Raw genomic sequence first — 25096 nt, 5'->3', positions numbered from 1 at the left:
ATTTAATCAAGTTATGAGAACATTTAAAAATTCAAGAGTAGCGGTAAGCATCATGGTACTTCTTTTTGCAGTTTCCTTTTCAAACTGCAGCATTCACACTGGAACGAGCAGATCTACCTACAAAGCTAAAAGGCTTCCACCAGGTCAAGCTAAAAAAATATACGGTGGAAAAAGCGCAAAACGTTACGCTCCGGGACATAATAAAAATTAACCAAAAAGACCTGTTCATGATTTGAACAGGTCTTTTTTGTATGTTGTGAAAAGCGTTGAATCTAATTATGATGAAATGCTTTTTTGTTGAAAAAAATTAAAATTCCAACTCCAGTAGAAATTGCCATATCGGCAATATTGAAGATGGCGTTGAAAAAAGTAAATTCTTTTCCGCCCCAAATTGGCAACCAACTTGGCAAAATTCCGTGCCAAAAAGGGAAGTAAAACATATCTACTACTTGACCGTGAAACCAAGTTCCATACGGTTGATCTGAGAACAAAGTTGCCAATTGCTGTTGACTATCATCAAAAATAACACCGTAAAAAACAGAATCGATAATATTACCAAAAGCACCCGCAAAAATTAAAGCGATTGCAACAATTAAGTAATTTGAGCTGTGCTTTTTCTCCACAGAATCCCATAACCAATACCCAATCCCACCTACGGCAACCAATCTAAAAAGCGTCAGGAACAATTTACCATAAGTTCCCGGGATTTTTGTTCCCCAGGCCATTCCCTCATTTTCAATGAATAGAATTTTGAACCATCTGAAGACTTCCACTTCTTCTCCTAAAATAAAGTTAGTTTTAATGTAAATTTTAGAAACTTGATCAACAAGTAATATGATAAAAATAAGGAGATATGCTTTTCGTAATGACATTTTATAAATTTTAATGGGGCAAAAATAGCAATTTAATCAAAAAAAACGCTCCTAATGGAGCGTTAAATCTTGTTTAACAGCAGGTTTATCGTTGCAAGTTCTTTGCTTCAATACTCATAGTTGCATGTGGAACGATTTTTAATCTTTCTTTTCCAATTAGTTTACCGGTAACTTTACAAACTCCGTACGTTTTATTTTCAACACGGAAGAGTGCATTTTTCAAATCACGAATAAACTTTTCCTGACGAATCGCCAGTTGTGAGTTTGCTTCCTTAGACATTGTTTCACTTCCTTCTTCAAATGCTTTGAATGTTGGAGACGTATCATCTGTACCATTATTCAGATCGTTCATGTAAGCACTTTTAATCAAATCTAAATCGGATTGTGCTTTTTGTATTTTATTAATTATTATCACTTTAAACTCCGCTAAGTCAGCATCAGAGTATCGTGTAGCTTCATCTACCATTTTATATTATTTAGAAATTAATAGCATTGTTTTTATATCGTCAAATTCTATTTCTGTACCCAATTCCAAATCATCAACAAAAACTAAATCACTCGTTAATGTTTCCGATTTAATATAGTCTTCATTTTTAAGAATCGCTTCTTCTAAGAGTCCATTTCTTTTCAATTGAACCTTGATTTTATCCGTAACTTCAAATCCAGAATCTTTACGGATATTCTGAATTCTGTTTACTAATTCTCTAGCAATTCCTTCTTGCTTCAAGACTTCTGAAATTGTAATGTCAAGCGCAACCGTTATTCCATTTGAGTTGGCGACGAGCCAACCTTCAATATCCTGTGACGTAATTTCTACATCTTCTACGGTTAAAGTTACGTTATTTCCTGCAATAACAATATCCAGACTTCCTTCCTTATCTAATTGAGCAATTTGCTCTTTCGAAAAACCTTGTATTTCCTTAGAAATCAAGCCCATATCTTTTCCGAAACGGGGTCCGAGCGCTTTAAAATTAGGTTTAATCTGTTTTACCAAAACACCGGAAGCATCGTCCAAAAGTACGATTTCTTTCACGTTTACCTCTGCTTTTATAAGGTCAGAAATAGCTTCAATTTCAGCTCTTTGATTGTCGTCAAGCACCGGAATCATTACCTTTTGCAACGGTTGACGCACCTTTATCATTTCCTTTTTTCGGAGCGATAAAACGAGTGATGAGATCGTCTGTGCTTTTTGCATTTTGCTTTCTAACATTTTATTAACATAGTTGTCAACCGAAATTGGAAACTCCGCCAAATGTACACTGTCGTACTTTTCCGACTGTGTTGCTAAAGTTAAATCTCTGTAAAGTTTATCCATAAAGAACGGAGCAATAGGTGCGCCTAGTTTACTTATGGTCAACAAACAGGTGTATAAAGTTTGATAAGCCGCAATTTTATCTTGTGCATATTCCCCTTTCCAGAAGCGCCTTCTACACAAACGAACGTACCAATTACTTAGGTTTTCCTGAACAAATTCAGAGATGGCACGAGCTGCTTTTGTTGGCTCATAATCCGCATAAAAACCATCAACTTCTTTGATCAAAGTATTCAACTCAGAGATGACCCACTGGTCAATTTCCGGTCTTTCGTTTACGGGAATCTCCGCTTCATCATATTTAAAACCATCAATATTTGCGTATAAACTAAAGAACGAATACGTATTGTATAAAGTGCCAAAGAATTTTCTGCGGACCTCAGCGATTCCCTCTAAATCAAATTTCAAATTGTCCCAAGGATTTGCATTTGAAATCATGTACCAACGCGTCGCATCAGGACCATATTCTTTTAATGTTTCAAATGGATCTGCAGCATTGCCTAAACGTTTGGACATTTTTTGTCCGTTTTTATCTAAAACCAATCCGTTAGAAACTACATTTTTGTATGCTACTTTATCAAAAACTAATGTTCCAATAGCATGCAAGGTATAAAACCAACCACGTGTTTGATCCACTCCTTCTGCAATAAAATCAGCAGGAAAATCTTGGTTTTGATCTATTTTTTCTTTGTTTTCAAAAGGATAATGCCACTGCGCATACGGCATGGAACCTGAATCGAACCAAACATCAATCAAGTCCGCTTCACGCGTCATTGGTTTGCCAGAAGCAGAAACCAAAGTGATTTCATCCACTACATTTTTATGTAAATCAACTAAATCGTAATTCGTTTCGGCCATATTTCCAATTTCAAAACCTTTAAAAGGATTTTCCTTTTGAAAACCAGCTGCGATCGATTTTTCGATTTCGTTGTATAATTCTTCAACTGAACCAATCAAGATTTCTTCTTGTTTGTCTTCGGTTCTCCAAATTGGCAATGGAATTCCCCAGAATCTGGAACGCGATAAATTCCAGTCATTGGCATTTTTCAACCAATTCCCAAAACGTCCTTCTCCGGTTGCTTTTGGCTTCCAGTTGATCGTTTCGTTCAAGTCGAACATTCTGTCTTTAACTTCAGAGATTTTTATGAACCAAGAATCTAATGGATAATATAAAATAGGCTTGTCTGTTCTCCAGCAATGTGGGTAACTGTGCACGTATTTTTCTACTTTGAACGCCTTGTTTTCTTCTTTTAACTGAATAGCAATCTCAACATCTACCGAACGTTCCGGTGCTTCGCCTTCATTATAATACTCATTTTTTACATATTTTCCCGAAAAATTCCCAAGTCCTTGAACAAATTTTCCTTGCAAATCTACTAACGGAACCGGAGTTCCATTTTCGTCTAAAACTAACATTGGTGGGATTTCTGGTGTCGCTTCTTTAGCTACTTTTGCATCATCAGCACCAAAAGTTGGTGACGTATGTACAATTCCTGTCCCGTCTTCGGTAGTAACAAAATCACCCGCAATCACTCGAAACGCATTTGCCGCATTTTGATACGGAAGTACCAATGGCATTAATTGTTCGTAACGAATATCCACTAAATCCGCTCCTTTGCATTCTGCTAAAACTTGATAAGGGATTTTTTTGTCGCCTTCTTTGAAATTTTCAAAATCTGCAGGTTCCGTACTTTCGAAGAACCCTTTCCCGAATTGTTTTCCAACTAAATTCTTAGCCAGAATCACTTTCGTAGGACGAAATGTATATTGATTGAAGGTTTCTACTAAAACATAATCAATTTTTGGTCCTACAGTAAGTGCGGTGTTACTTGGCAAAGTCCAAGGGGTTGTCGTCCAAGCTAAGAAAAAAGCTTCCCCCATCTCCTCCAAAGCAATTGACCCTAATCCGAAAGCTTTTGCTATCGAATTTCCTGTTCCCCCTTCGGGGGTTAGGGGGCTTTTAAATTGTGCCACAACAGTCGTATCCGTTACATCACGGTAACTTCCTGGTTGATTCACTTCGTGAGAAGACAATCCTGTTCCTGCTTTTGGAGAGTACGGCTGAATCGTATAGCCTTTGTACATCAAATCTTTATTATAGATTTGTTTCAAAATCCACCAAACCGTTTCCATGTATTTGGATTTGTAAGTCACATACGGATCTTCCATATCCACCCAATAGCCCATTTTTTCGGTCAAATCATTCCATACATCCGTATAACGCATTACGGTTTTTTTACACGCTTCGTTATATTCCTCGATAGAAATAGTTTTCCCAATATCTTCTTTGGTAATTCCAAGTTCTTTTTCTGTTCCAAGTTCAACTGGCAAACCATGCGTATCCCAGCCGGCTTTACGTTTTACTTGAAACCCTTTTTGCGTTTTATAACGGCAAAAAATATCTTTAATGGCGCGTGCCATTACGTGGTGAATTCCCGGTAATCCATTTGCCGAAGGCGGACCTTCAAAAAACACAAACGGTTGATTGCCTTCGCGTGTGGTTACACTCTTTTCAAATATATTTTCTTTCTTCCAAAAATCTAGTACTTCTGATGCTACTGTTGGTAAGTCAAGTCCTTTGTATTCAGTAAATTTTGTGCTCATTTTATCCTTTTCTTTAATCGAAGTGCGAAAGTAATAAATTAAAATCGAAAGTCGAAAGTCGTAGGTCGAAAGTTACGCTTTAAGGCAAAATCGATTTATTTCTTTCTTAATAAAGAGACAAAAAATACTTTTATTCATCCCCTTCTAATTCGAAAAAATCATTCACTGATTTACCAAACAATTTTGACAATTTCAAAGCCAAAACTGTTGAAGGCACAAACCGATTGGTTTCGATAGAATTAATAGTTTGTCGAGAAACGCCTATTCTTTCTGCTAATTCTTCTTGCGTTACATTCAAAATGGCACGTTCTATTTTAAGTCTATTCTTCATAATAAGCCTTTTTTAACTTCCTGAAAGTTAGAATTTGAATCGTAAGTAAAAATCCCAATATTGGAATATCTTCACTCCCTTCCATTTTTAATGTTGAGGAAAAAACTGAAATGATTATAAAATTAATAAATGGGATAGTTAGATACGTAAGAACAGTTGCAATGACAGCGTAATGATACGATTGCATGCGTATTTTGGCGATTAATTCGTCCTCTACTTTTTCCTTAGAAATTGCTATCGTGAGCAAACTTAAAATAGCTATCGTCGAACCTATCCTCTGGTATAAATCTTGGTATTTATTATTTTCTAAATAGATAGAGATAACAGGAACTGAGATAAATGAAATAATAAACAATACTAACCCAACAATTTTAAATTTATTAGGTAATTGATAACCTGTAAACTTATCTATTTTTTCAATATCTCCTTCTTGTTTTGCTTTTGGTTCCATAAAGTTAATTAGTTAAAGCTTGCTTTCCATAAAGAACAACAAACTAGATTAAAAGACAAATATACTTTACTTTTTGAAATAAAAAAATAAATTTTAATTACTATTTACCTTCAAGAAAAAACTTCCTTCAAAACATCCAAAGATTTTGGTTTTTTGAAACCATCCAAATGAAAACTATAATAATCAATAAGAATTCGTAAAACAATTTGTCTTTCGAGGACATGAAATGTTTTTTGATTGTTATCGAATTTTAAGTCAATCAGTTTTTTAAACAAATTACTTTCGTGTTCTGTGAGCGAACTGATTGCATGAAAAGGCGTGAAAACACCTTCATTCATTTCGAAAAAAGGCATATCCATATCTGAAGTGTCCGGATAAAAACCTAAATATTTTGTGGTTTCTAACAATAAAATTAAATGAAAATTAGCAATTTCGTCATGGTTGTCTAACCAATTTAAAGCGGCCTCAAGAAAATTAAAAAGTGCCTCATTTGTCTCTTCTTCGTGAATGGAATGGTGCAGCATTTCGGAGATAAACATCACGATCGTACTTTTATAAATATCCGAGTGAATGGAATGAAAAGCCGAAGCGATTTTTATTTCCTTGAAATTTTCCAAAGTGCCTTTGTTTTTATGAACGGCTTCTATTTCAAGAATCGTGAGTGGCTGGAAGTAAGCGATTTTTTGATTGGCTTTTCGGCTCGAAAAAGCATCCCGAACAAAGTACGATTTCAACCCATGAGATAGCGTAAAACATTTTACAATCAGGCTTTTTTCCTGAAATTTTAAGGAGGAGAGAACTATCGCTTTTGTTTTGACTTGCACAATTTTAATTTAAAGATTGAAAAATTTAAAGGTTGAAAAAATAAGTCCATCCTTGTCAATTACCTGATTATCATTACTTTTTTTACTTTGGTTTCTACACCGTCTTGCGCCGAAATAAAAATCATATACACACCAGAGGCTACTTTATATTTGCCAAAAGCGGTGGTATCCCATTCTATTGTACCTCCTTGCGAAGTAGTTTCATAAACCAAATTTCCTCCAATATCCGTAATCTTAACATTCGCTCTATCTATTAAACCTGCAATCTTAACGGTTCCTGTATACTCGGGCCTTACTGGATTTGGATACACATACGCCTTACTTAAATCATCATTTGCCGAAGTTGCAGTGCCTTTAAAGGAAACCAAACCTTTAGCAGTTGCAATAAAAACTTCTCCAGTGGTACTGTTGATATCAATATCATTGATAACATTACTAGGCAAAGGAGAATTGTTTATCGTAAAATGGTATTTGGTTTCCTGTCCGTTTGGTGAAACTAAAAACAACCCCGAATCAGCGGTACCTATCCATTTGTTATTGGCTCCATCTACAGCAATATCAGTAATGAACTGTTCATATAATAATTCTTGAGCCAGATTATCATCTAAAATAATGATTGGATTAGCGGTCATTTGATCTTCCAATTGAAAACTCCCTACATTTGGCAAAACACGTAACCCTTTTGTAGTCCCTATCCAAAGTTGGTTTCTGGCATCTACCGCAACTGTTCTGACATCAGAAATTGGCAAATTTCCAGCATCTGGACCTGTTGTTATTTTCTTGAATTTAGACGTACTTTCATTAAAACCAATAACACCATCTCCACTAGTAGAGAGCCATTTTGTTCCATTTTTATCGATGGCGATTGTCCCAAAATTATTATCTATGGCTGATTCTAGAATAACGTCCATTGCATAGCTTTGCCATTGTCCATTTGTTTTCAATACTTTCAGTCCATTTTTTATTCGGCTGGTAGTAACCCAGAGATTTCCAGATTTATCAAACACGGTTCCATTGACTCTTATATCAATATAATTGGGACCTACAAACGTCAAAGACTCTAAACCGCTATTCGTTTGGTTATACAAAATTTTGGGTTCATCGTTTTCAATTTTTAATAATCCCGAAAAAAAAGAGCTAGCGTACACTTGGTTTTCATCACTTGGATTTATTGTAATTCTGGTAATCGATTGCGCACCAAAAACTTTTTCATACGGAATATTCAACCATCCGCTTTCATTCAACTTACTCACTCCATAACTATTCAAAGGATAGGGATTATAATCAGCTGAATAATCTCCATATACTGCCCAAAGAACGTTAGGTGTAGCTTGAAGAGCAAATATGTTGTTTCTCGAAGGACCAATAGGCGTTATGTTCTCAAAACTTGAAGCTAAAGAAAGTGAAGCTGTAATCAATCCGTTTTCTTTTGTCCCAATAAAAATAGCATCCCCTACTGTGGTGGCACAAGTGAATGCCACATTACTTTCCGAAATTTGGCCTGTATTTATCTGGCGCACTAAAGCCATTTGACTGTTGTAAATATAGATACTATTCAAAGTTGTTACAATCAGATATCCTGCTGTTGCTCTCAGGTCTACTGCAGGCTGAGAGAGCTGGATAATTCCATTGAAGGTATTAGAAACCGAATTAAATCTATGAATAAATCCAAAATTATTTATGGCATACAAATCAGTACCAAAACTGGTTGCGCTAGACCAACTTCCTGTAGCAATGGTTGTCCACTGCTTAAAATCGATTAAATTTACATTGGTAATAGACGCTCTCCTTATTCCCTGGTTAGTAGCCGCATAAATAAACCCATTAAATACTGTAGTTTGATTTACTATTATTTCGGCACCATTATCTCCTATAAAATAAGTATCTCCAAATTGCAATGTATTCAGATTGAATTGAACAATCCCAAAGTCACAAGAAATATAAGCAATACCTTCAAACTCCGTAAAATGATTGATTTTTTTTATATCTGATGGAAGTTGCTTGCTGATAATATCTACTACATTCAGCAGGCTACCATCCAATTCATTAATAACTATTATCAATCCATTTTCATAACCCACAATTGTTTTATTGAATTTCATGCTGTGGTATACCGCCGAAATGGTTTGCCCTGAAAGTCCATCTATAGTATTGGTCGTTTTAATCTCGCTTGTAGTTGTGTTTTTAGAGAATAATGCATTTTCAGACGCAGCAAAAACTACCGTCGCAGATTCTGAGATATCTTTGATTTCGTTATAAGAGAAATAACCCTGCCACAACAAATTATTTTGGGAAAACCCTATTTGCGTAGAGAGTAGAAGCAAAAAATAGAATACATTCTTTTTCATTATTTGCGTGAATAGTGATTTACAAATATAGAACAAACGGAGGTCTTAGCATTTTGTTACATAAAAAAAATGCCCTCTACCAATAACATTGGTTGAAGGCATTCTAAATTATAAATATTGTTGATTTACACCACTCCTTGCGCTAACATAGCATCAGCCACTTTTACAAATCCAGCAATGTTCGCTCCTTTTACATAGTTTACATATCCTTCCTCGTCGGTTCCGTATTTTTTACATTGATTGTGGATTCCAACCATGATTTCTTTTAATCTACCATCTACTTCTTCGCTGGTCCAGTTCAAACGAATCGAGTTTTGGGTCATCTCTAATCCTGAAGCCGCTACACCACCAGCATTTGCTGCTTTACCTGGTGCAAAAAGCACTTTAGCATTCAAGAATTGTTTGATAGCTTCTAACGTACAAGGCATATTTGCAGCTTCAGTTACACAAATAACACCATTTGCAATTAAGTTTATAGCATCTTCTTCGTTTAACTCATTTTGAGTCGCACAAGGAATTGCAATATCTACTTTAACTTCCCAAACGCTTTTGCCTCTATGGAAAACTGCTTTTGGATATTTTTCTAAATAAGCTTCCGCTCTATTATCACCTCTTGCTCTCATTTCAAGCATGAAATCAATTTTATCACCAGAAATCCCTTCTTCGTCATAAATATAACCATCAGGCCCTGAAATAGTAACTACTTTTCCTCCAAGATCATTCACTTTCAACGCTACTCCCCAAGCCACATTTCCAAATCCAGAAATGGCAACGGTTTTACCTTGAATGCTTTGACCAATAGTTTTTAACATCTGTTCTGCAAAATAAACAACTCCGTAACCTGTAGCTTCCGGTCTGATCAATGAACCTCCATAAGCTAATCCTTTACCTGTTAGAACTCCAGTAAATTCGTTTTTTATTCTTTTGTATTGACCAAATAAATAACCAATTTCTCTAGCTCCAACTCCAATATCTCCTGCGGGAACGTCTAATTGTGGTCCAATATGTCTACACAATTCTGTCATGAAAGACTGACAGAAACGCATTACTTCACCATCCGATTTTCCTTGTGGATCAAAATCAGATCCGCCTTTCCCTCCGCCCATTGGCAAAGTAGTCAAACTATTTTTGAACACTTGTTCGAATGCTAAAAACTTAAGTACCGATAAGTTTACGCTATGATGAAAACGGATTCCACCTTTATACGGTCCAATTGCTGAGTTCATTTGAATTCTGAAACCTCTATTGACCTGGATTTCACCCAAATCGTCTACCCACGGAACACGAAATATGATTGAACGTTCTGGCTCAGCTATTCTTAAGAGTAAGTTTTTTCCGTCGTATTTTTTTTGCTCTGCAATAAATGGAATTACAGTTTCTGCAAATTCCCTAACAGCTTGAATAAATTCAGGTTCATTTGGATTCTTGGCTTCAACTTGAGCCATAAAATCATTTACTTTTAGTAACATAGATTATAAATTATTAATTAAGAAAACGATTTCGTTATACTGTACAAAGATACATTTTATAAAAATATTCAGCCCCAGTTTTTTTTATTTATCAATAGAATTATCTTTTTATTACCCATTCACAAACAATTCTGTTTAAGATATACCCTTTTAAAGCTAATTACTAACACTTTCGTAAGCAAATAAGATTTTGTCTGCTTATTTTTAATTTTTATTTTATTAAATAAATGCATGAGGTTTTTATATATTTGTCGGGATTTGAAAATTTTACACCCTAATGATCAAACAGATAATACCACTTTTACTAATCTTTATTGGGTTTTCTACTAGTTCACATGCTCAGTTCGGCGGGTTTTCGCATGAAATTGGAATTATTGCTGGACCGGTTGCTTTTCAATCTGATTATGGAGAGCGTTATGACTTGTCAACAAACGCCGGAAATACCGGAGTAGGTATTGGACTTATACATTATTTAAACTTTTCCTATAAAGCAGAATGCAATTGCTATACGCCTGAAACTTATTTCAATGATCATTTCAAATTAAGATCGGAACTATCTTATAACAAAACTGAATTGCACCATTTTGGCCAATACGTTGAAGGAAAACCTTCGCTAGGAAAAGAGCAATTGAAAGCAATGAGCGGGAGTACAGCAGTAACTAATCTTGGTATGCAACTGGAATTTTTCCCGTGGAGTATTCGTGATTTCACAGCCAGAACAGGCAGTTTAGGTCCATTTATAAGTCTTGGTGGGCAATTTAGCTATTACAATGCAGAAGCGTCCTCTACGCTGGGTCCGTTAGGAACTCCTTTGACAACGTTTCCTAAATATTTAACACCAACAGATGGCCGTCCCTATGGGTTTTCTTCGGAGAGCGGGACCGTTTGGTCCATTGTTTCCAGTGTAGGAACCCGTTATAAGTTAGCCCCATTATCAGATTTAATGGTCGACTTAAGATTTCAATATTTCTTTTCGAACTGGGTTGATGGTTTAAATCCAAATCCGGAGATTTATAAAGAAAACAAAGCAAACGACTGGTTGGTTTGGTTCAATGTAGGTTATATTTATTACTTACAATAACATTCCCATAATTGATATAAAAACAAAAGCTCCAATTATTTCCCGACACTTCGGGATAGAATTGGAGCTTTTGTTTAAAAAGATATTCGGTTATGCTAATGCTTGTTTCAAATCTTCGATTAAATCAGTAGCATCTTCAATCCCTACGCTTAATCGAACAAGGTCGTCTGTAATTCCAATTTCTTTTCTTTTGTCTTCCGGAATGGAAGCATGTGTCATCAAAGCCGGATGATTTGCTAAGGATTCTACTCCGCCTAAAGATTCAGCCAATGTGAAAACTTTTAGTTTTTCCAGAAAATCAATTGCGTCTTCTTTTTTGCCTGAAACAAAAGTAAATGACACCATTCCTCCATAACCACTCATTTGTTTTTTGGCAATTTCATGATACGGATGGCTTGGTAATCCCGGATAGTATACTGTTTTGACTTTTGGATGGTTGTTTAGAAACTCCACCACTTTTCCTCCATTTTCGCAATGTCTTTCCACGCGCAAATGCAAGGTTTTAATTCCTCTAAGCACTAAGAAACTATCCATGGGTCCCAATGTAGCTCCCGTTGCAAATTGTTGAAAATGCAATTGTTCTCCAAGTGCTTCGTCTTTTACAATTAAAGCTCCCGCTATTACATCAGAATGACCTCCCAAATACTTAGTCGCCGAATGCATTACAATATCAGCTCCTAAGTCTAATGGTTTTTGTAAATAAGGCGTTGCAAAAGTATTATCAACCGCAAAAAGGATTTTGTTTTCCTTGGTGATTTTTGCAACTTCTTGAATATCGGCTAATTTCATCAAAGGGTTTGTTGGTGTTTCTACCCAAACCAATTTTGTATTTTCGTTGATTAAAGACTTGAATTTCTCCAAGTTGTTCATATCCACAAAATGGAATTTTATTCCAGAATCTTTATAAATACGCGTAAACATTCTGTAAGTTCCACCGTATAAATCATCCATCGCAATGATTTCGTCCCCTGCTTTAAAAGAACGCAAAACACAATCTGTGGCTGCTAATCCTGATGAAAAAGCCAATCCGCGCGTTCCGTTTTCAATACTCGCCAAAGCATTTTCAAGGGCAGTTCTCGTTGGATTTGCTGCTCTACTGTATTCATAATCGGGATTTATCGGTTGGCCCGGACTAGTTTGTACAAATGTTGATGTTTGATATACAGGTGGCATAACCGCTCCGGTGCTTGGATCATGATGCTGTCCACCATGAATAACTTTAGTATTGAATTTCATAAAGGTAAAATTTATTTTTAGCGGTGATTTATCGAATCGCCCTTTTGTTTAAAGGGGTTCGATTCCGCAAAATTAATATTAGCAATTTCATAGATTGAATTTTCAACTAAAAAATTGTTCTACAAATTTACCCTTTAATTTATTTTAACCAAGCCACAAGTGATACCTTTGTATTTAATTAACAATTTCGAGATGAAACACATCATAATTTACACTTTATTGCTTTTTTCGGTAGCTCAATGTTCCAACGAATTGGTTTTTGAAGAGGAATCTTTTCAAAAAACGACAAGTTTGCCTTGTAAAGAAGATTGCCCTTCAATTAGTGTAAAAATACCTGTTGCAAATGCCGTTCCGGTTGTGGCGGACAGCATCAATAAAAAAGTGTTTTCGGTATTGAAAGAGATTATTTATTTTGGTGAAAAACCCTATTCAGCAACCAATTACAATAGCTTATTGGCTTCGTTTATCGATTCCTACGAGAAACTTCAAAAAGAATTTCCCAACGACAAATTTGGTTGGGAAGCTAATATTGAAGGAGACGTAAAATACCAATCCGATGCCTTACTAAATATCGAAATCAAACATTACACTTACACCGGAGGCGCACACGGATACCAAGGTTTGCGCTCTTTGCTGTTTGATCCTAGTACAGGCAAGTCAATCTCTAATGACGAATTATTCAATGACAAAGCTGCTTTCAAGGCTTTCGCCGAGAAAAAATTCAGGTCAAAATATAAAATCCCTACAAACAAATCCATCAATTCGACCAGATTAATGTTCGAAAAAGAGAAATTCCAATTGCCCCAAAATATTTTTTATACGGATAAAGGATTGCTGCTTTATTACAATTCCTATGAAGCGGCTTCGTATGCTGACGGACCTAAAGAACTATTATTGTCGTACACTGAAGTGAATGATTATTTGGTGGTTAAATAAATTTATTTTACATGTTAAAAGTTAATCAAGCACATTATCGAAAACTGAAAAAATATTTGAATAAAAAAGAAAAACATGGAGAAAAGTATTTTTAAGACACTACTAATTATATTAAGTTTATCAATATTTTTTATATCGCTGACATTAAATGCATTTACGTATGATTATCAAGGTGTTAAAACTATGTCGTCAATATCTTGTTTTTTAATGGGGAGCACTGCAATTTTAGGAGGTGGACTTTTAGAATGGATAGTATGGCTTGCTAATCCTCTGTGCTTGATCTCTATTTTTTGTCTAATAATGGATAAACCAATAGCGCAAAAAATTAATATCGCAGCAGTAATTTTAGCCATGTCATTTTATTCTTGGAATTCTATTCTAGCGGCAGAAAGTGGCACATCTGGAAAAATTTTATCAGTGAAAAATGGTTATTTTATTTGGTTGGCTAGTATAGTTATATTGACAGTTGGAACTTTTTGGTATTTTAAAAGATATAAGGAAATAAAATATACCGACTAAACAGAGTAATGATTCTAATTCATTCCATTGGTCATTTAATAGTAAATAAAAGTAATCACTCTTCAGTATTTTTTACTAAAATCGTCTTATTAAAAATATTCCCTAGCCCAGACAGCAGTGAAAATCCTCTTGATCAAAGCGCTATTTTTTCTTGGCAGAAAAGAGCGACCGCAGGAAGCTCCTTTTATGACGTAGAAAAAAAGCGTTTTGATCAAGAGATTGCAACGGATGGCTGGAAATAGCTCCCGATATTCATTAATAAATCCTATATAAACTTACGGATACTCATCATATTCCCAATGTGAATTCCTTCATGGAAATTACTGAAAGCCATGGCATCCTCAGCATTTCTTAAAACGTGATCGCCAGTTGATGTGGTATATTCCATGTAGGTTTTGAAAAGTTGATTGTCATAATCTACTTTGGTTTGCTGAATAGTTTCAAACAATAAGGATTTGATTTCGTCCACTTCGGCTTGGGTTACGATATGTTCCGGCTTGGTTCCCTTTTTGTATTTTTCCACTAATTCATCTGAAACCATCATCGGCAAACCAGAAAGTTTGTAAACCAATAGTTGTTGTGACACAATTATATGACCGATGTTCCAAATCAAATTATTGCTGAATCCTTCCGGAATCGTGTTGAGTTGCTCAAGAGTATATCCTGATAGAAATTTTGAAACCATATTTCTGCTTGTAGTGCTGACGTCGAATAATTGATTCATTTTTATATTTTTTTGATAAAAATAATCATTTTCCGTGTCAAATGAATTTTCTTTGCACAAAGAAATCGCTATTTACATGGACATAATATACTACCTCGCTTCTTGCGACACCTGCAGAAAAATCATAAAATCATTACCGAAAGAACATGATTTTAAATTTCATGACATCAAACAAGACCCAATTACTGTTGCCGAATTAGAAAAAATGCGTGAGCTTTCAGGAAGTTACGAAGCGCTTTTCAGCAAAAAAGCACAGTTATACAAATCGATGGATTTAAAGAATAAATCGTTGACGGAAGACGATTATAAAAAATACATTTTGGAACATTACACGTTTTTGAGTCGTCCCGTTTTTATTATCAAAGACAAAATTTACATCGGCAATACCCAACAAAACATGTTGCAGGTAATGAAAGCGTTGGCATAATGTCCAAAAGAAATCTCGCACTTATTGGTGCCACAATTGTCTCTATAATTTATGGCGTCACGTTTACCATTGCCAAAGATGTCATGCCTTTGTTCATAGACGCTTATGGTTTTATTCTTTTGCGCGTAGGTGGTTCGGTAGTTTTGTTTTGGCTGATTTGGCTTTTTATGCCAAAAGAGAAAATTGCGTTCAATGATTTTCCTCGCATTATTGCGGCAGCTTTCTTTGGCGTGGCGTTTAATATGCTTACGTTTTTCAAAGGACTGAGCCTTACTTCTCCTATTAGCGCAGCGGTAATCATGGTTTCTACACCAATGATTGTTTTGACGCTTTCAGCCATTATTATGAAGGAACGCATGCAAAAACGAATGGTTTTTGGGATCGTACTTGGACTTATTGGTACTGCTTTTCTTATTCTGTACGGAAAATCCATTGGCAGCGCCACAAACGCCGGATTAGGAAATTTTCTAGTTTTGGTCAACGCCATTTCCTATGGATTTTACCTGATTATCGTCAAGAAATTAATGGATAAATACAATGCTTTTACGTTTGTAAAATGGATTTATCTATTCGGTTTTATTATGGTTTTGCCTTTTGGCTGGAGCCAATTTCAAGCTGTTGAATGGAATTTGGTTCCAATGGATATTTGCTGGAAAATAGGATTTGTCGTAGTTTTTTCGACTTTCCTGACCTATTTGCTGAATTTGCTTTCGATGAAAGAATTAAAACCAACAACGGTTGCCGTTTTTATTTATTTACAACCGCTTTTCGCCACTATTTTTGCGATAAGCTTGGGCAAAGACGAATTGAGTTTGGTGAAAATTGGTTCTGCAGTTTTGATATTTGTTGGGGTTTATTTGGTAACACAGAAAAAAAATTAGTTTGCAGTGTTCAGTCGCAGTTCACAATATTGGAAAAAAATCTAAAAAATTAGTTTGCAGTTTGCAATAGTACTACAAATTTTGTCGCTGAAAACTGTGACTGTGACTGAAAACTGAGTACTGACCACTTTTTTATTATCTTTGACCTCTTTTAGAAAATTATATGATACAATCAATGACGGGTTTTGGGAAAGCAACTTTGCAATTACCAACCAAAAAAATCACGGTAGAAGTAAAATCTTTAAACAGTAAAGGTTTGGATTTGAATGTGAGAATGCCTTCGCTGTACCGCGAAATGGAATTGGGTTTACGCAACCAAATTGCACTGAAACTGGAAAGAGGAAAAGTAGATTTTTCTATTTTTATCGAAAGTACCGCGGAACAAACTTCTACGAAAGTAAATGTGCCGATTGTAAAAGCCTATATCAACCAATTGAGAGAAGTGTATGCTGATGCTGATGAAACCGAGCTAATGAAAATGGCGGTTCGCATGCCGGATACCATGAAAATAGAACGCGACGAAATCGATGAAAACGACTGGGTACAAATCCAAACCGTTATCGAAGAAGCGCTACAAAACATCCTGAACTTTAGAAAAGATGAAGGAATGTCTCTTGAAAAAGAATTTCAATTGCGCATTGGGAATATTCGTCAATACATGACCGAAGCTTTGGCACTTGATCCAGAACGCGTTCAAGCAATAAAAGACCGTTTACAAACTGCCATTTCAGAATTGAAAGTGAATGTAGATGAAAATCGTTTCGAGCAGGAATTGATTTATTATCTAGAGAAATTAGACATCACCGAAGAAAAAGTACGTTTGACGAATCACTTGGATTATTTCCTAGAAACCATCAACGGAACGGAAGCTAACGGAAGAAAATTAGGTTTCATCACCCAAGAAATGGGACGTGAAATCAACACGATGGGTTCTAAATCCAATCACGCACAAATGCAAAAATTAGTCGTTCAAATGAAAGACGAATTAGAAAAAATCAAGGAACAAGTATTAAACGTATTGTAATTATTAACCTGCAAAGTTATATAACCTTGCAGGTTACTTAATTTTATAACATACCTACAAGGTTTTAGAAACCTTGCAGGAAAAGATAAACAGATACTGAAATAAATTCAGCATAAAATGAGCACAGGAGGAAAATTAATTGTTTTTTCGGCACCATCCGGATCAGGAAAAACGACCATCGTTAGGCATTTATTGAGCAAAGAAGATTTGAATTTGGAATTTTCTATTTCGGCAGCTTCTCGTGAGCCAAGAGGAGAGGAAGTAAACGGAAAGGATTATTATTTCATGTCTACCGAAGAATTTAAAAAACACATTAAAAACGAAGACTTTCTGGAATGGGAAGAAGTGTACCGCGATAATTTCTACGGAACCCTAAAAACTGAAGTGGAACGTATTTGGGCCAAAGGAAAAAATGTGATTTTTGATATTGATGTTTCTGGTGGATTGCGCATCAAGCATAAATTCCCTGAAGAAACTTTAGCTGTTTTCGTGAAACCACCAAGCGTGGATGAACTCAAAAGAAGATTAAAGGAACGCTCTACCGAAAGTGATGACAAAATCAATATGCGTATTGCAAAAGCTTCTGTAGAACTGGCAACAGCACCACAATTTGATGAGATAATCAAAAATTATGATTTACCGGTTGCTCTGGAAGAAGCGTATCAATTGGTAAAGAATTTTGTAGGTGAAAAATAGTGATTAGTAAAGAGTAACGAGTAATTAGCTTAAAAATGGGAGAAATTAAATCGTATAAAGATCTACTGATCTGGCAAAAAGGAATTAAAATTGTCTGTTTAGTTTATCAGTTAGTAAAATCATTTCCCAAAGAAGAGTTATATGCGCTCACAAGTCAATTAAAAAGAGCTTCGGTATCTATTCCGTCTAATATTGCCGAAGGTTATGGAAGAAATACAGAAAAATCATTTAGTCATTTTTTAGATATTTCGAGAGGTTCATTATACGAGATTGAAACTCAATTACTAATCGCTAATGAACTTGGTTTTATAACAAATTAAACTTTGTACAAAGAAATTATAGGGCAAATTGAAGAAGAATCAAAGATGATTAATTCTTTTTCGAAAACGCTGAAAAACTAATGACTTGTCACTAATTACTAGTTACTAATACAATGAAAATCGGACTCTATTTCGGAACGTTTAATCCCATTCATGTTGGGCATCTCATCATTGCCAATCATATGGCGGAGCATGCGGATTTAGACCAAATTTGGATGGTGGTTACACCGCACAATCCTTTGAAGAAAAAAAGCACTCTACTTGATGATTACCATCGCTTACAAATGGTGCATCTTGCCACCGAAGATTTTCCAAAAATCAAACCTTCAGATATTGAGTTTAAATTATCGCAACCCAATTATACGGTAAATACTTTAGTTCACTTACAGGAAAAATATCCAAATTACGAGTTCTCCTTAATCATGGGCGAAGACAATTTAAGATCTTTGCACAAATGGAAAAACTACGAAGTGATTCTAGAAAACCATACTATTTATGTGTATCCAAGGCTCGAGACCAAAGGTTCAGCTGAAGAAAAAAATTCAACCAATACGGACAATTTGGATTTGAAAATTTCACAAAAATTCGGTTCAAAAATCCACATGATTGACGCTCCGGTTGTAGAAATATCATCAACATTTATTCGGGATAATATTAAAAAAGGGAAAAATGTGCAGCCTTTATTGCCTGCAAAAGTTTGGGAATATATCGATCATAATAACTTTTATAAAAAATAATTACTCCAAAACTCTTTTCAATTCCTGTTGAATATTCTCAAAAATAGTACTCAAATTATCGTTTTTACCAGATAATACAAACACTTCTGTACTTGGCATTTGCTTGCTATTCCACAACAATTGGATTTTATTTTCCTCGATTAAACTTTTAGCATTGCAATCCCAAACGACAGCTATACCTGAGTTTTTCGAAATTATTTCTAGCATTTCATATTCGGACGGAATGATGTAATTGGGAATCATCGACGGTCTTTTTTTGTTAAAAACATGCAACCAGAATAATTTGATATGTGGAATTTGCGCATTGTGACTGAACCATTTTTGATCGTTTAACCAATTTTCGATAGCAGAGAAATCCTTTGTTTTAATACTAGATTTCAACTCAGAAGCATCAATAGTGTTTGAACCTACAATCACTTGCTTAATTTCTCCAACCTTTTTTTGAATCGTGTCAAACGTGTCATATTGTTTGGTGACAATTGCAAAATCAAGTTTTTTAGAATCAACCAATTCAAAAAGCGCATCATTTTCATGAAAGCTAAAATCGATAAAATCAAATTTGGAAACCAAAGCACCTCCCAAACTTCGCATCAAATGCTTTGAGATTCCAATAGAAATTAATCGATTGGCATTGAACGCTTTGGCACGAAAACCATTTTCCACATTTTCCAGTCGGTCTAGCGCTTCTATAATTAAATTATTGAGTAACTTAGCGTATTCCGTTGGTTCGACTCCTTTCGACTTTCGATTGAAAAGTTTATATCCAACATGCGCTTCCAACATTGCTATTTGCTGACTAACAGCAGGTTGACTGATGAATAATTCTTTGGCAGCCAAAGAAAAATTACCGTTTTTATAAACCGATTTAAACGTTCGATACCATTCGAGATTAACCATGATATAAATATATTTATCACAAACATAATTTAAATTATTTTTACTAATAACATATTCGCCTTAAATTTGCATAAACAAAATTAGAAATGAAGAAAATAGCATTATTTGCCATTATAGCATTAACCGTAAGTTGTATTACAGCAACTGCACAAAATAAAAAAGGTATGAAAAAAGTATTATTTGTTCTAACTAGTCATTCAGAATTAGGGAACACAGGAGAAAAAACAGGATTTTGGATTGAAGAATTTGCTGCTCCTTATTATGAGTTAGCTGATAAAGGAGTGATCATTGATATTGCATCGCCCCTAGGAGGACAGCCACCGATTGATCCAAAAAGTTCAGATCCATCTGCAGCTACTGAAGACACTAAAAGATTTGACAAAGACACTGAATTACAAGCTAAACTTAGTAAAACACACAAACTAGCTGATGTTCAACAAGCGGATTATGACGCTGTTTTTTATCCTGGAGGTCATGGACCATTGTGGGATTTAGCAAATGATAAAAACTCAATTGAATTAATTGAAGCTTTTTATACCAATAAAAAACCAGTCGCTTTTGTATGTCATTCCCCTGGAGCACTTAAAAACGTAAAAGTAAACGGAGAATTTTTAGTAAAAGGTAAGAAAGTAACTGGATTTTCAAATACCGAAGAAGAAGCGGTACAATTAACGAATGTCGTACCCTTTTTATTAGAAGATGCTTTACAAGCTAATGGCGCGATCTATTCTAAAATTGGAGATTGGCAACCGTACGCAGTAGAAGATGGTTTATTGATAACAGGTCAAAACCCAGCTTCGTCTAAACTCGTTGCGGAAAAATTATTAAACCAATTGAATTCAAAAAAATAAAAAGATGTTAAATTTCGAATTATACAATCCTACCAATTTAGTTTTTGGAAAAGGACAAATTGAAAAATTATCCACCTTAGTGCCTCAAGGAGCAAAAATCCTTTTGGCGTATGGCGGTGGAAGTATTTTCAAAAATGGAATCCATGAACAAGTAATCAACAATCTAAAAGGTTTTGAAATCGTAGAATTTGGAGGAATTGAACCAAATCCACATTTTGAAACCTTGATGAAAGCGGTTGATGTAATCAAGGAACAAAACATCGATTTTATCCTTGCCGTAGGAGGAGGTTCTGTAATTGATGGCGTAAAATTTATTTCGGCTGCAGTACACTTTGAAGGAAATCCAATGGAAATTCTTCAAAAGAGATTACTAATAAAAGATTTGTCTAAAGTAATTCCTTTTGGCACTGTATTGACTTTGCCAGCAACTGGAAGCGAAATGAATTCAGGAGCCGTAGTAACTATTGAAGCTACTCAGGAGAAATTGGCTTTTGGTGGATCTGCTTTGTTTCCAAAATTTTCTATCTGTGATCCCACAGTAATTGAATCTTTACCAAAAAGACAATTACAAAACGGAGTTGTAGACGCCTACACTCATGTTTTGGAACAATATTTAACGTATCCGCACGAAGGATATCTTCAAGATAGAATTGCCGAAAGCATTCTGCAAACTTTAATCCAAGTGGGTCCAGAAGTAGTTGATAATCCTAAAGATTATGCTCTAGCTTCTAACTTTATGTGGAGTTGCACGATGGCCTTGAATGGATTAATCCAAAAAGGAGTTCCTTCAGATTGGGCAACGCACATGATTGGGCATGAATTAACGGCTTTGTACGGAATCGATCACGCCAGAACATTGGCGGTTGTTGGTCCAAATTTATACCGCGTAATGTTTGAAACCAAAAAAGGAAAATTGGCACAATACGGAAAACGTATTTTCAATTTATCTGGAACTGAGGACGAAATCGCAAATGAAGCCATCAGCAAAACCGTTGCGTTTTTCCATACGATGGGAATGGACACTAAATTATCCGATTACACCAAAGACTTTGATAAAACAGCAGATTTCATTGTGGATCGTTTTAAAGAAAGAGGTTGGTTAGGATTGGGCGAAAAACAAAATATCACTTTAGAAAAGGTAAAATCAATTGTGGAAATGAGTTACTAACTTTAGAACTACCAATGCTCATATTAGCATCAAATAAAAAGGCGTCTTCCAATCAAAGGAGACGCCTTTTAAAATTCTAAAATATAACTAACTAAATCAATTCTCGAGGTTTTGTTAAAAAAATAAATTATATTTCAATAGAACGAAATACTGATCCTTATATTGCATATAAAATCAAAAATAATTATTTTAAATTCAAAATAATTGCGTATTTTATTTCTAAAGCTTGCTGGCACTAGGTTTCACGTTTTAATTTAATTTGTCCGATTAATAGTTTTTTAAGTACTTTTGATTAAATTCAATAAAAAAATGGCCGAAAATATAAAATTTGCAGTAATTGGTGGTGGAAGTTGGGCGACAGCGATAGCAAAAATGTTATGTGTGAACCTTACCGAAATTTCATGGTACATGCGCAACGAAGCTGCAATAGAGCACATTAAAACCTTTAAACACAATCCAAATTACTTAAGTTCAGTTGAATTTGATACCACAAAACTAAAACTGACTAACGATATCAATGAAGCTGTAGCATATGCTGATTACATCATTTTTGCTATTCCATCCGCTTTTTTAGATGCCGAACTAGAAAAACTAACTGTTTCGCTACAAGATAAAATTATTTTTTCAGCAATAAAGGGTATCGTTCCCGAAACAAGTTTGATTGTAGGGGAACATTTTCATGTAAAGTATGATATTCCTTATTATAATATTGGTGTCATTACTGGCCCTTGCCACGCTGAAGAAGTTGCGATGGAGCGTCTTTCCTACCTTACGATTGCTTGTGGTGATCCGGATAAAGCTAAGGTTGTTGCTAAAAATTTATCTGGGAATTATATTAAGACCAAAATTACAGATGACATTATTGGAACGGAATATGCTGCCATGTTAAAAAACATTTACGCTATTGCCGCAGGGATGGCACATGGATTAGGCTATGGGGATAACTTCCAGTCGGTTTTGATGAGTAATGGGATTCGGGAGATGAAAAAATTCATCAAGAAAGTGCATAAAATGAAACGCAACATTAATGACTCAGCCTATTTAGGCGATTTATTGGTGACGGGTTATTCTATTTTTTCTAGAAACAGAATGTTTGGGAATATGATAGGAAAAGGCTATACCGTTAAATCAGCAATGATGGAAATGAGCATGGTTGCCGAAGGATACTACGCAGTGAAAAGCGCTTATAAACTCAATCAGGCGTATGGTGCCAAAACTCCTATTATTGATGCTGTTTATACAATTCTATATGAAGGAAAAGATGCTAAAACTGTTTTTAAGAAACTAACGGATCAGCTGGATTAAATTAAGGAAAAAAGCTAATTTTAAACCCATACCAATACTATTATGAGCGAAAGATGGAAATATCAGATTAAAACAGGTTTGCCATGGGGAATTTTTATGACTGTTTTTATGATTTTATTTGAAATTAAAGAGGTCTCTTTTATGGATCAAGTTAGCAAACCTTTTTTTTATTTTAAAGCAGTTGCTTATATCCTGTTAGGAATATTTGTTTTGGGGTACTCTTCTTGGAAGTCCAAAATAAAAAGAGAAACCAAATAAATTATTAGGAGCGAAAGATGGCAATTTCAGATTAAAAAAGGCGGCGTCTCTACTAGAAAAAGCAACTTAACTAGGACGCTTCCAGCGTGACAAATAATAAGAATGAAAGGTTTATAAATAAAAAAGGCATTTTCTAATCAATCAGAAAATGCCTTTTATTTGTAGTATCAAATTTGCTATTTTACCATTACACCATCAACGAATAAAATTGGCACCTCTTCAACGTTAGTTTCATTGATTGAATTTGCTTTGAAAGTAAACTTTTTATCGTACAGTTTTCCATCCATGAAAAAGGTAAGCATGAACTCATTGTTGAGCGCCAAAACACTTTTTTCAATCATTTCGATTTTCACGAGCGATACGGGTGGTAATTCTACAAAAGCATGGCGCAACAGCGATGTTTTTTTCATTTCGCCCTCAATTGTTCCAAAAGCTTTTGAAACCACCATAACACTTTCAATTAGAAAATCACTGTCATTTATCAAATACGCGTACCATACTTTTTCCATAAAATCGTCGCTCCATTCTTGAACGGCAGCTAGGAAAACGTTTTCTACTTCGGGGATGATGATGTCTTTTTTCATATCGTTGTGTAGAATGAAGCAATCTCTTCACTCATTAATTACTATTTATTATTCAAAAACTTAATTTTCTTGTCAACCGAAATCCCTAGCCCAGATAGCAGTGAAAATCCTTTTTTGAGGCTTTTTGCCTCAAAAAAGATTGCAACGGATAGCTGGAAATAGCTCCTAAAAATATAATTTATAACTCTTTATATACTTGATTTGAATTGCTCCAAGAAACGAACGTCGTTCTCGTAGAACATGCGGATATCGCCAATTTGATAGAGTAACATGGCAATTCTTTCGATTCCCATTCCGAATGCAAAACCGTTATATTCATCAGGATTGATCCCGCAATTTTTCAAAACATTTGGATCTACCATTCCGCAACCCATGATTTCTAACCAGCCGGTTCCTTTGGTGATTCTATAATCAGTTTCTGTTTTTAAACCCCAATAAATATCAACTTCGGCACTTGGTTCCGTAAATGGAAAATAAGAAGGTCTCAGGCGTATTTTTGATTTTCCGAACATCTCTTTGGTGAAATACAAAAGCGTTTGTTTTAAATCAGCAAAAGAAACGTCTTTATCGATATACAATCCTTCCACTTGGTGGAAAATACAATGAGAACGGGACGAAACAGCTTCATTTCGGAAAACTCTTCCTGGAGAAATCGTTCTTATAGGCGGTTTGTTGTTCTCCATGTAACGCACTTGTACTGATGAAGTGTGCGTGCGCAACAAAATATCAGGATTCGTTTGAATGAAAAAAGTGTCTTGCATATCACGTGCCGGATGGTATTCCGGTAAGTTTAAGGCGGTAAAATTATGCCAATCGTCTTCGATTTCTGGACCTTCAGAAACATTGAAACCGATGTTTGAAAAGATATCTATAATTTGATTTTTTACCAATGAAATAGGGTGACGAGAGCCAATAATCATTGGTTCAGCAGAACGGGTCAAATCCCCGTAAAATCCTTTACTTTCTTCTTTATTTTCTAAAGCTTCCTGAATGGTTTTTACTTTTTCCTCAGCAGAAGTTTTAAGCAGGTTAATTACCTGTCCAAATTCCTTTTTTTGGTCATTAGGAACATTTTTAAATTCGGCAAAAAGCTCTTTCAAAAGTCCTTTGCTTCCTAAAAATTTGATTCGGAATGTTTCTAAATCAGCAGTATTTTGAGTTGAGAAAGCTTGTGCTTCACCAATATATTCTTTTATCTTGTCTATCATTTTCATTCAATAATTGAGAGTGCAAATTTAAGA

Annotated in this window: 28 protein-coding genes; 15 read left to right on the top strand and 13 right to left on the bottom strand. The window is 35.1% G+C overall.

The window, feature by feature from the left end; translation table 11 throughout:
- Positions 1-13 precede the first annotated feature (13 nt).
- Positions 14-211: a hypothetical protein gene (locus tag E0F91_RS09900; RefSeq protein ID WP_073352846.1), complete on the top strand. Its 198-nt coding sequence runs from the start codon at positions 14-16 to the stop codon at positions 209-211.
- A 61-nt stretch (positions 212-272) separates the two neighbouring features.
- Here the strand turns inward: E0F91_RS09900 and E0F91_RS09895 are convergent, their stop codons facing one another.
- The 8 genes from E0F91_RS09895 to gdhA form a co-directional block, all read right to left on the bottom strand.
- On the bottom strand, positions 273-872 hold the full coding sequence (locus E0F91_RS09895; protein WP_132066385.1) for a lipoprotein signal peptidase: 600 nt from the start codon (positions 870-872) through the stop codon (positions 273-275).
- Positions 873-957: 85 nt separating this feature from the next.
- The gene (locus E0F91_RS09890) at positions 958-1338 is read right to left on the bottom strand and encodes a TraR/DksA family transcriptional regulator (protein WP_132066384.1); all 381 of its coding nucleotides are present in this window, start codon (positions 1336-1338) and stop codon (positions 958-960) included.
- A gap of 6 nt (positions 1339-1344) precedes the next feature.
- Entirely contained in the window at positions 1345-4788 is a 3444-nt protein-coding gene (ileS, locus tag E0F91_RS09885; protein ID WP_132066383.1) for an isoleucine--tRNA ligase, read from the bottom strand.
- 130 nt (positions 4789-4918) lie between these two features.
- Positions 4919-5119, bottom strand: coding sequence for a helix-turn-helix transcriptional regulator (locus tag E0F91_RS09880; RefSeq protein WP_132066382.1), 201 nt, complete (start codon positions 5117-5119; stop codon positions 4919-4921).
- Complete coding sequence (locus E0F91_RS09875) at positions 5109-5570, bottom strand: hypothetical protein (protein WP_132066381.1); 462 nt, start codon at positions 5568-5570, stop codon at positions 5109-5111. Before E0F91_RS09875 ends, E0F91_RS09880 begins: the two co-directional genes overlap by 11 nt.
- A 110-nt stretch (positions 5571-5680) precedes the next feature.
- Entirely contained in the window at positions 5681-6394 is a 714-nt protein-coding gene (recO, locus tag E0F91_RS09870; RefSeq protein ID WP_132066380.1) for a DNA repair protein RecO, read from the bottom strand.
- 59 nt (positions 6395-6453) lie between these two features.
- On the bottom strand, positions 6454-8742 hold the full coding sequence (gene porZ / locus E0F91_RS09865; RefSeq protein ID WP_132066379.1) for a type IX secretion system anionic LPS delivery protein PorZ: 2289 nt from the start codon (positions 8740-8742) through the stop codon (positions 6454-6456).
- 125 nt (positions 8743-8867) lie between these two features.
- Positions 8868-10211: an NADP-specific glutamate dehydrogenase gene (gene gdhA, locus E0F91_RS09860; RefSeq protein ID WP_132066377.1), complete on the bottom strand. Its 1344-nt coding sequence runs from the start codon at positions 10209-10211 to the stop codon at positions 8868-8870.
- Positions 10212-10488: 277 nt separating this feature from the next.
- Here gdhA and E0F91_RS09855 point away from each other — a divergent pair, with 277 nt between their 5' ends.
- A complete protein-coding gene (locus tag E0F91_RS09855; RefSeq protein WP_132066376.1) occupies positions 10489-11292 on the top strand; it encodes a THC0290_0291 family protein in 804 nt (267 codons plus the stop codon).
- 90 nt (positions 11293-11382) lie between these two features.
- Here the strand turns inward: E0F91_RS09855 and E0F91_RS09850 are convergent, their stop codons facing one another.
- Positions 11383-12528, bottom strand: coding sequence for a cystathionine gamma-synthase (locus E0F91_RS09850; protein ID WP_132066374.1), 1146 nt, complete (start codon positions 12526-12528; stop codon positions 11383-11385).
- Positions 12529-12720: 192 nt separating this feature from the next.
- Here E0F91_RS09850 and E0F91_RS09845 point away from each other — a divergent pair, with 192 nt between their 5' ends.
- The 3 genes from E0F91_RS09845 (at position 12721) to E0F91_RS09835 (ending at position 14225) form a co-directional block, all read left to right on the top strand.
- Positions 12721-13464 carry a DUF3298 and DUF4163 domain-containing protein gene (locus tag E0F91_RS09845; protein ID WP_132066372.1) on the top strand — a complete coding sequence of 248 codons (744 nt, stop codon included), beginning with the start codon at positions 12721-12723 and terminating at the stop codon, positions 13462-13464.
- Positions 13465-13539: 75 nt separating this feature from the next.
- A complete protein-coding gene (locus E0F91_RS09840; RefSeq protein WP_132066370.1) occupies positions 13540-13983 on the top strand; it encodes a hypothetical protein in 444 nt (147 codons plus the stop codon).
- 8 nt (positions 13984-13991) lie between these two features.
- Positions 13992-14225, top strand: a complete 234-nt coding sequence (locus E0F91_RS09835) for a hypothetical protein (protein WP_132066368.1) — start codon at positions 13992-13994, stop codon at positions 14223-14225.
- A gap of 23 nt (positions 14226-14248) precedes the next feature.
- Here the strand turns inward: E0F91_RS09835 and E0F91_RS09830 are convergent, their stop codons facing one another.
- Complete coding sequence (locus E0F91_RS09830) at positions 14249-14707, bottom strand: DinB family protein (protein ID WP_132066366.1); 459 nt, start codon at positions 14705-14707, stop codon at positions 14249-14251.
- A 76-nt stretch (positions 14708-14783) separates the two neighbouring features.
- Between E0F91_RS09830 and E0F91_RS09825 the strand changes: the two genes are divergently transcribed.
- The 6 genes from E0F91_RS09825 (at position 14784) to nadD (ending at position 18792) form a co-directional block, all read left to right on the top strand.
- On the top strand, positions 14784-15134 hold the full coding sequence (locus E0F91_RS09825) for an arsenate reductase family protein (protein WP_073352902.1): 351 nt from the start codon (positions 14784-14786) through the stop codon (positions 15132-15134).
- Positions 15134-16015 carry a DMT family transporter gene (locus E0F91_RS09820; RefSeq protein WP_132066364.1) on the top strand — a complete coding sequence of 294 codons (882 nt, stop codon included), beginning with the start codon at positions 15134-15136 and terminating at the stop codon, positions 16013-16015. The genes E0F91_RS09825 and E0F91_RS09820 overlap by 1 nt, the downstream gene beginning before the upstream one ends.
- Positions 16016-16178: 163 nt before the next feature.
- Positions 16179-17039, top strand: coding sequence for a YicC/YloC family endoribonuclease (locus tag E0F91_RS09815; protein ID WP_132066362.1), 861 nt, complete (start codon positions 16179-16181; stop codon positions 17037-17039).
- A 117-nt stretch (positions 17040-17156) separates the two neighbouring features.
- Positions 17157-17735, top strand: coding sequence for a guanylate kinase (gene gmk / locus E0F91_RS09810; RefSeq protein WP_132066360.1), 579 nt, complete (start codon positions 17157-17159; stop codon positions 17733-17735).
- Between the two features lie 35 nt (positions 17736-17770).
- Entirely contained in the window at positions 17771-18055 is a 285-nt protein-coding gene (locus E0F91_RS09805; RefSeq protein WP_165930116.1) for a four helix bundle protein, read from the top strand.
- A 113-nt stretch (positions 18056-18168) separates the two neighbouring features.
- Positions 18169-18792, top strand: coding sequence for a nicotinate (nicotinamide) nucleotide adenylyltransferase (nadD, locus tag E0F91_RS09800; protein ID WP_132066358.1), 624 nt, complete (start codon positions 18169-18171; stop codon positions 18790-18792).
- Here nadD and E0F91_RS09795 read toward each other — a convergent pair whose 3' ends face one another.
- A complete protein-coding gene (locus tag E0F91_RS09795) occupies positions 18793-19689 on the bottom strand; it encodes a LysR family transcriptional regulator (protein ID WP_132066356.1) in 897 nt (298 codons plus the stop codon).
- Between the two features lie 86 nt (positions 19690-19775).
- Here E0F91_RS09795 and E0F91_RS09790 point away from each other — a divergent pair, with 86 nt between their 5' ends.
- The 4 genes from E0F91_RS09790 to E0F91_RS09775 all read left to right on the top strand — a co-directional run bounded on the left by E0F91_RS09790 (position 19776) and on the right by E0F91_RS09775 (position 23271).
- A complete protein-coding gene (locus E0F91_RS09790; RefSeq protein ID WP_165930115.1) occupies positions 19776-20540 on the top strand; it encodes a type 1 glutamine amidotransferase domain-containing protein in 765 nt (254 codons plus the stop codon).
- Between the two features lie 4 nt (positions 20541-20544).
- Positions 20545-21708: an iron-containing alcohol dehydrogenase gene (locus E0F91_RS09785; RefSeq protein ID WP_132066354.1), complete on the top strand. Its 1164-nt coding sequence runs from the start codon at positions 20545-20547 to the stop codon at positions 21706-21708.
- A 309-nt stretch (positions 21709-22017) separates the two neighbouring features.
- Positions 22018-23013: an NAD(P)H-dependent glycerol-3-phosphate dehydrogenase gene (locus E0F91_RS09780; RefSeq protein WP_132066352.1), complete on the top strand. Its 996-nt coding sequence runs from the start codon at positions 22018-22020 to the stop codon at positions 23011-23013.
- Positions 23014-23055: 42 nt separating this feature from the next.
- Complete coding sequence (locus tag E0F91_RS09775; protein ID WP_132066350.1) at positions 23056-23271, top strand: hypothetical protein; 216 nt, start codon at positions 23056-23058, stop codon at positions 23269-23271.
- A gap of 176 nt (positions 23272-23447) precedes the next feature.
- Here E0F91_RS09775 and E0F91_RS09770 read toward each other — a convergent pair whose 3' ends face one another.
- Both E0F91_RS09770 and pheS read right to left on the bottom strand, forming a co-directional pair.
- Positions 23448-23855, bottom strand: a complete 408-nt coding sequence (locus E0F91_RS09770) for a hypothetical protein (protein ID WP_132066348.1) — start codon at positions 23853-23855, stop codon at positions 23448-23450.
- A 188-nt stretch (positions 23856-24043) separates the two neighbouring features.
- A complete protein-coding gene (gene pheS, locus E0F91_RS09765) occupies positions 24044-25063 on the bottom strand; it encodes a phenylalanine--tRNA ligase subunit alpha (RefSeq protein ID WP_132066346.1) in 1020 nt (339 codons plus the stop codon).
- Positions 25064-25096 lie beyond the last annotated feature (33 nt).

Origin of the sequence: Flavobacterium sandaracinum, assembly GCF_004349135.1 — a bacterium.
GTDB lineage: Bacteria > Bacteroidota > Bacteroidia > Flavobacteriales > Flavobacteriaceae > Flavobacterium > Flavobacterium sandaracinum.
This window is presented reverse-complemented; position numbering and strand designations above follow the sequence as displayed.